Annotated in this window: 6 protein-coding genes; 3 read left to right on the top strand and 3 right to left on the bottom strand. The window is 57.2% G+C overall.

What is annotated here, in order from left to right; genetic code table 11:
- The 3 genes from H7A81_RS25085 to H7A81_RS25075 all read right to left on the bottom strand — a co-directional run.
- Positions 1–763, bottom strand: a 763-nt coding sequence (locus H7A81_RS25085) for a YbhN family protein (RefSeq protein ID WP_182059071.1), incomplete at its 3' end; no start/stop codon positions are given.
- Complete coding sequence (clsB, locus tag H7A81_RS25080; RefSeq protein ID WP_182059070.1) at positions 763–2,007, bottom strand: cardiolipin synthase ClsB; 1,245 nt, start codon at positions 2,005–2,007, stop codon at positions 763–765. The genes H7A81_RS25085 and clsB, both read right to left, overlap by 1 nt.
- Entirely contained in the window at positions 2,004–2,765 is a 762-nt protein-coding gene (locus H7A81_RS25075) for an endonuclease/exonuclease/phosphatase family protein (protein WP_058961602.1), read from the bottom strand. Before H7A81_RS25075 ends, clsB begins: the two co-directional genes overlap by 4 nt.
- A 176-nt stretch (positions 2,766–2,941) precedes the next feature.
- Between H7A81_RS25075 and H7A81_RS25070 the strand changes: the two genes are divergently transcribed.
- The 3 genes from H7A81_RS25070 to dusC form a co-directional block, all read left to right on the top strand.
- On the top strand, positions 2,942–3,334 hold the full coding sequence (locus H7A81_RS25070) for a YbhQ family protein (RefSeq protein ID WP_034821088.1): 393 nt from the start codon (positions 2,942–2,944) through the stop codon (positions 3,332–3,334).
- Positions 3,335–3,632: 298 nt separating this feature from the next.
- Positions 3,633–5,039, top strand: coding sequence for an ATP-dependent RNA helicase RhlE (gene rhlE / locus H7A81_RS25065; RefSeq protein ID WP_034821085.1), 1,407 nt, complete (start codon positions 3,633–3,635; stop codon positions 5,037–5,039).
- 4 nt (positions 5,040–5,043) lie between these two features.
- Positions 5,044–5,907 (top strand): tRNA dihydrouridine(16) synthase DusC (dusC, locus tag H7A81_RS25060; protein ID WP_182059069.1); only part of this gene is annotated, 864 nt, incomplete at its 3' end.

Below are 5,907 nucleotides of genomic sequence, written 5' to 3'. Positions count from 1 at the left end.
CCGCCGGAATATGAATGATCACCCCCGCAATACTGCTGATCAGTAACACCCCCAGTACCTGCGGATAATCCACCTGACGCGCCAGCAGCAGCCAGATAATGGTGCCCATCACCAGCCAGTTCGCGCTGGAGACGGCAAACTGAATCAGCGCCATGCGCAGCGACGGCAGCTGTAAATGTTGCCCCTTTATCGTCCAGCGACGTTTTTTCGCAAAGGCACAGGCCCACAAATAAATCGCCACCAGCACTAACAGCACGGCACCAATAATGCGCAAAGTATTTTCGCCAATAAACCAGCGCGGCGGAATCGGCACCATGCCGGCGACAAACACCACGCCCGCCAACAGGAGATAGCCCAGCCAGTTGGTGGCAATACTCATGGAAAAGATGCGTGTGATAGTGCCACCGGGCAGGCCGAGGCGGGAATAGAGGCGATAGCGCATCGCCACGCCGCCAACCCAGGTGCTGAGCGTCAGGTTAAAGGCGTAACAGATAAACGACACCAGCATCACCTGACGCTTCGCCAGCTTGTGTCCACAGTAGGCGCGACCGATTAAGTCATACACGCCATAGGTGAGATAGCTGACCACCACCAGCGCCGCTGCGCCCAGCACCACATAGCGGTTGTAGCCGACGATCACCTGATACACATCCTGCCAGTTCACTTTGCGCGCGTAGATCACCAGCAGTACGATCACCGCAATAAAGAACAGCCAGGTGAGGATTTTCTTTGTCCATTGCCAGCGAGAATGTTTTTTGCTCATCAGGGTTTCGCTCCTTCGTTGCCGGTTTCGACCCGATCCTGGGTTTCCATTTCCGGTTGCACCGGGGGATCAACCTGCGCTAGTAAAGGCGTATGCGCGGGCAACCAACCGGCAATGGCCGGGAAGTGACGCAGGAAATGGAACACAATCACACTTTTGGTGAGATGCCACCAGGTGCGCGGCGGCAATTTGTCATCCTGCACACGCACACAATCGTGCTGAAGCAGGGCTTCCAGGTTGTCACGCAGCGTCTGATTGAAAGTGCGATCGTGCACGATGAGATTGGCTTCCAGATTGAGCGATAAACTCAGTGGGTCGAGATTGCTGGAGCCTACCGTGGCCCAGTGCTGATCCTGCACCGCAATCTTGCCGTGCAACGGGCGGCGGCAATATTCGTAGACCTCAACCCCGGCATCCACCAGATAGTTATAGAGCATCTCGGCGCCCACTTTAACAATCGGCATATCCGGTTCACCCTGCACGATCAGCCGTACACGCACGCCACGCTGTGCGGCACTGCGCATTTCACGTAACAGGCGATAGCCAGGGAAGAAATAGGCATTAGCGATGATGACGTCCTGTTTGGCCTTGCGCAGCATATCGAGATAGTGCTGCTCAATGTCGTCGCGATGGTCGTCATTGTCGCGATAAACAAACAACACCTGTGCCTCACCGGGCATCGCATTAACCGCCAGCCGCTGTGAACGTCCTCCCCACCAGCGTCGCGTGGTCTGCTTGCTGCCGATGGCCTGCTGTACATAGCGAGCAATATCCAGCACCACCGGCCCCGTCACCTCGACCGCATAATCCTGCTTTGCCTCCGGGCCGTAATCGGTATTGTGCTCTGCAGAGAAGTTGATGCCGCCCACAAAGGCGAGGGCATCATCGACCACCACGATTTTACGATGCAGACGACGGAACACGTTGGTGCGCATGCCCAGCACCAGCGGGCGCGGATCGTAATAGAGAAAACGCACCCCGGCCTCCGTCAGCGTGTTCACAAAGGCGTCGGAGAGATCGTGTGAACCATAGCCATCCACCATCACTTCGACTTTCACGCCACGCTGCGCCGCCGCCAGCAGATCGCTATGCAGCGCGTTGCCGACGTCGTCTTCAAACAGAATAAACGTCTCCAGCAGCAACGAACGCTCGGCACTCTGAATCGCTGCTGAAACGCAGGGGAAGAACTGCTCGCCGTTCTCCAGCAACCGCAACTGATTGCCCTCACGCCAGCTGAAATTCATAGGAAGATCTCCACGGCCAGGGGGGCGTGATCGGAAAGGTGTGACCAGGGTTTGACCGGCAGCGCCCAGGGCTGGCTCACGGTGGCGTTGCGGATATAAATACGATCCAGTCGCAGTAGCGGAAAACGTGCCGGGAAGGTACGTGCCGGGCGGCCGTTTTTCATGCTAAACACTTCCTGCAATCCCGCGCTGCGCTTCAGGAAGCGATTGGCGTGCACTTGCCAGTCGTTGAAATCTCCGGCCACCACCAGCGGCGCATCATGCGGCAGGGCATTGATGCGATCGCTCATCATCTTCATCTGCGCCTGGCGATGCTGCGCTTTGAGCCCTAAATGCACACAGATGACATGCAGCGGATCGGGGCGATCCGGCAGGCGAATCTGGCAGTGCAACATGCCGCGCTTTTCGCTTCCCGCCACAGAAATATCGAGATTTTCATATTCAATAATGGGGAAACGTGACAATATCGCGTTCCCGTGATGTCCCTCGGGATAAACTGCGTTACGGCCATAGGCAAAATCATGCCACATGGTATCGGCCAGATACTCGTAATGAGAGTTTTCCGGCCAGTTCTCAATGTGCAGTGAATGGATAGCGTGGGTGCCCATCACCTCTTGCAGGAAGACAATATCCGCCGAGGTGGCGCGGACTGCGTCACGCAATTCCGGCAGGATAAAGCGACGGTTAAAGCTGGTGAACCCCTTGTGGGTATTGATCGTCAGGACTTTAAATGAAAATCCTTGCGTGTTTTGTGGCATACTTCGACGCGCTCCTTTTCATCATCAACAGCACAAAGTGTAGTCTTTGTCACAAATGGGTGGTGAAGGGCGCAGAAAATTAGGGCGTTATCCGAAATTTGCTTTACATTGAGGAAATCCGTCTGGCCGCAGCCAGATACACTTGGGCGACCTGTTGGGTCTGCCAGGAGAAGAGAATGAAATGGTCTAATCGTGTTCAGATCGTTACCGGTCAAACCTGTTTGCATATTGCGATGCACCTGCTGGTGATCGCCGCGCTGGTTTGGGGCTGGAAACACAAGGCGCTGGTTGAAGTGAGCAGTACCCTGGTAGCAGCTTATGCGGTGGTGTTTATCGCCATGCTGGCTCTGCAGCGTAGTGCCCGTTTGCGTCGCATGGGTGACGCGCTGGAAGAAGTCACAACAACGTATTACTTCGGCGCAGCGATGCTGACGCTGTTCCTGATCTCCCGCTTCATCCACAACAACCTGTTGATCGGTTGCCTGGGCGTGGTGATGTTGGTGGGTCCGGCGCTGGTATCCTTGCTGGCGAAAGAACCCGCGCATCGCGTGGAGAAAAAGCGCAGCTAAGCGAAAGCTCAGTTGCGAACCGAAAGGAGCCGCATGCGGCTCCTTTTTTATGCGCAGCGCAATTACGGGCGCAGAGAGCAACGGCGCGACTCGTGCCACGACGGGAAGACTACCAACATCATGTTACAGCGCCGTGACTATTGTCAGTCGCGGTGGCCGCGGAAACCTGCTAAACTCCCGCCCTTACGCATGGTAGTTTGTGCCCTTTTCACACGTGAGCCCAACAGGCTTGCGTCATATACCCCCTGAAAACTACATCGCTGACGGCGAACAGGGCGGTTCGGAGTAATACACCTGCATGTCATTTGACTCTCTCGGCTTAAGTGCCGATATTTTGCGTGCGGTAGCGGAACAAGGCTACCAGGAACCGACGCCGATTCAGCGTCAGGCCATTCCCGTGGTGCTGGCGGGTCGTGACCTGCTGGCGAGCGCCCAAACCGGTACCGGTAAAACCGCCGGTTTCACGCTGCCATTGTTGCAGCGTCTTTCTGCCAATCCGAGCACGGCGCGTGGTCGCCGTCCGGTGCGTGCACTCATCCTCACCCCAACCCGTGAACTGGCGGCGCAGGTGGGCGAGAACGTTCGTGAATACAGTCAGTATCTTAATATCCGCTCACTGGTGGTCTTCGGTGGCGTGAGCATCAACCCGCAGATGATGAAACTGCGCGGGGGGGTGGATGTACTGGTGGCGACGCCAGGCCGTCTGCTGGATCTGGCGCATCAAAATGCGGTCGATCTGTCACAGGTTGAAATTCTGGTGCTGGATGAAGCGGATCGCATGCTCGATATGGGCTTCATCCACGATATCCGCCGTGTACTGGCGCGTCTGCCAGCGAAACGTCAGAACCTGTTGTTCTCTGCCACTTTCTCGGATGAGATCAAAACCCTGGCGGAAAAACTGCTGACCAACCCGGAGCAGGTTGAAGTGGCGCGTCGTAACACCGCCTCTGAGCAAGTTTCACAGCAGGTGCACTTCGTTGATAAGAAGCGTAAGCGGGAACTGCTGTCGCTGATGATTGGTCGCGACAACTGGCAGCAAGTGCTGGTGTTCACCCGTACCAAACACGGCGCCAACCATCTGGCTGAACAGCTGAACAAAGATGGCATCACCGCAGCGGCAATCCACGGTAACAAAAGCCAGGGCGCGCGTACCCGCGCGTTAGCTGACTTCAAATCCGGTGGCATTCGTGTGCTGGTGGCAACGGATATCGCCGCGCGTGGTCTGGATATCGAAGAATTACCACACGTGGTGAACTACGAGCTGCCAAACGTGGCGGAAGATTACGTCCACCGTATTGGTCGTACCGGCCGTGCTGCGGCAACCGGCGCTGCGCTGTCACTGGTGTGTGTCGATGAACACAAACTGCTGCGTGATATCGAACGCCTGCTGAAGCGTGAAATTCCGCGCATTGAGCTGGAAGGTTTCGAAGTGGACCCTAGCATCAAAGCGGAACCGATCCAGAACGGTCGCCAGCAGCAGGGTCGCGGCCAGGGCCGTGGTCAGGGTGGCCAGGGGCGTGGGCAGGGCGGTAACGTCTCTCGTCCGCACAGCGGCAACGGTCAGCGTCCACAGGGTGGCAATGGCGCACGTCCACAAGGCGAAGCGCGTCCTGCACGTCGTCAGGGCAGCAGTGCCGCTCAAAACGCGCCAGCCGCCAACAGCGGTCGTCGTCGTCCGGCAGCGAAAAAGAGCGGGAACATCTAACGCGATGAGGGTATTACTGGCGCCGATGGAGGGCGTGCTGGATTCGCTGGTACGCGAACTGCTCTCCGGGGTAAATGATTATGATCTGTGCGTTACTGAGTTTTTACGCGTGGTCGATCAGCTGCTGCCAGTAAAATCCTTCTACCGTTTGTGTCCCGAGCTGCATAACAGCAGCCGAACGGCTTCCGGTACGCGCGTGCGTATGCAGCTACTCGGACAATATCCTGAGTGGCTGGCAGAAAACGCCGCGCGTGCGGTAGAACTCGGCTCCTGGGGCGTCGATCTCAACTGCGGTTGTCCATCAAAACTGGTGAACGGCAGCGGCGGCGGCGCCACCTTACTCAAGGATCCTGAGCTGATTTATCGCGGCGCGAAAGCGATGCGTGAAGCCGTGCCCGATCACCTTCCCGTCACGGTGAAAGTGCGTCTGGGATGGGATTCGGGTGAGCGTCGCTTTGAAATTGCCGACGCAGTGCAGCAGGCCGGGGCCAGCGAACTGGTGGTGCACGGCCGCACCAAAGAAGATGGCTACCGCGCTGAGAGCATCAACTGGCAGGCGATTGGCGAAATTCGCCAGCGCCTGTCGATTCCGGTGATCGCCAACGGTGAGATCTGGAGCTGGCAGGATGCGCAAGACTGTCTGCGCATCACCGGTTGCGATGCGGTAATGCTGGGGCGCGGTGCGCTTAACATCCCGAACCTCGGCCGTGTGGTGAAATACAACGAAGCGCCGATGCCGTGGCCGGATGTGGTCGAACTGCTGCTGAAGTACACGCAGTTGGAGAAGCAGGGCGATACCGGCATGTATCACGTCGCCCGCATCAAACAGTGGCTCGGTTATCTGCGTAAAGCCTATAACGAAGCCGAT

Source organism: Pantoea sp. ME81, from assembly GCF_903970985.1.
Lineage (GTDB): Bacteria > Pseudomonadota > Gammaproteobacteria > Enterobacterales > Enterobacteriaceae > Pantoea > Pantoea communis.
Note: the sequence above shows the minus strand (reverse complement) of the source record. Positions and strands in the feature narration are given on the sequence as shown.

Coding starts and splice junctions, on each gene's coding strand:
- H7A81_RS25070 (WP_034821088.1), top strand. CDS start 2,942: ATGAAATGGTCTAATCGTGTTCAGATCGTTACCGGTCAAACCTGTTTG.
- H7A81_RS25075 (WP_058961602.1), bottom strand. CDS start 2,765: ATGCCACAAAACACGCAAGGATTTTCATTTAAAGTCCTGACGATCAAT.
- rhlE (WP_034821085.1), top strand. CDS start 3,633: ATGTCATTTGACTCTCTCGGCTTAAGTGCCGATATTTTGCGTGCGGTA.
- clsB (WP_182059070.1), bottom strand. CDS start 2,007: ATGAATTTCAGCTGGCGTGAGGGCAATCAGTTGCGGTTGCTGGAGAAC.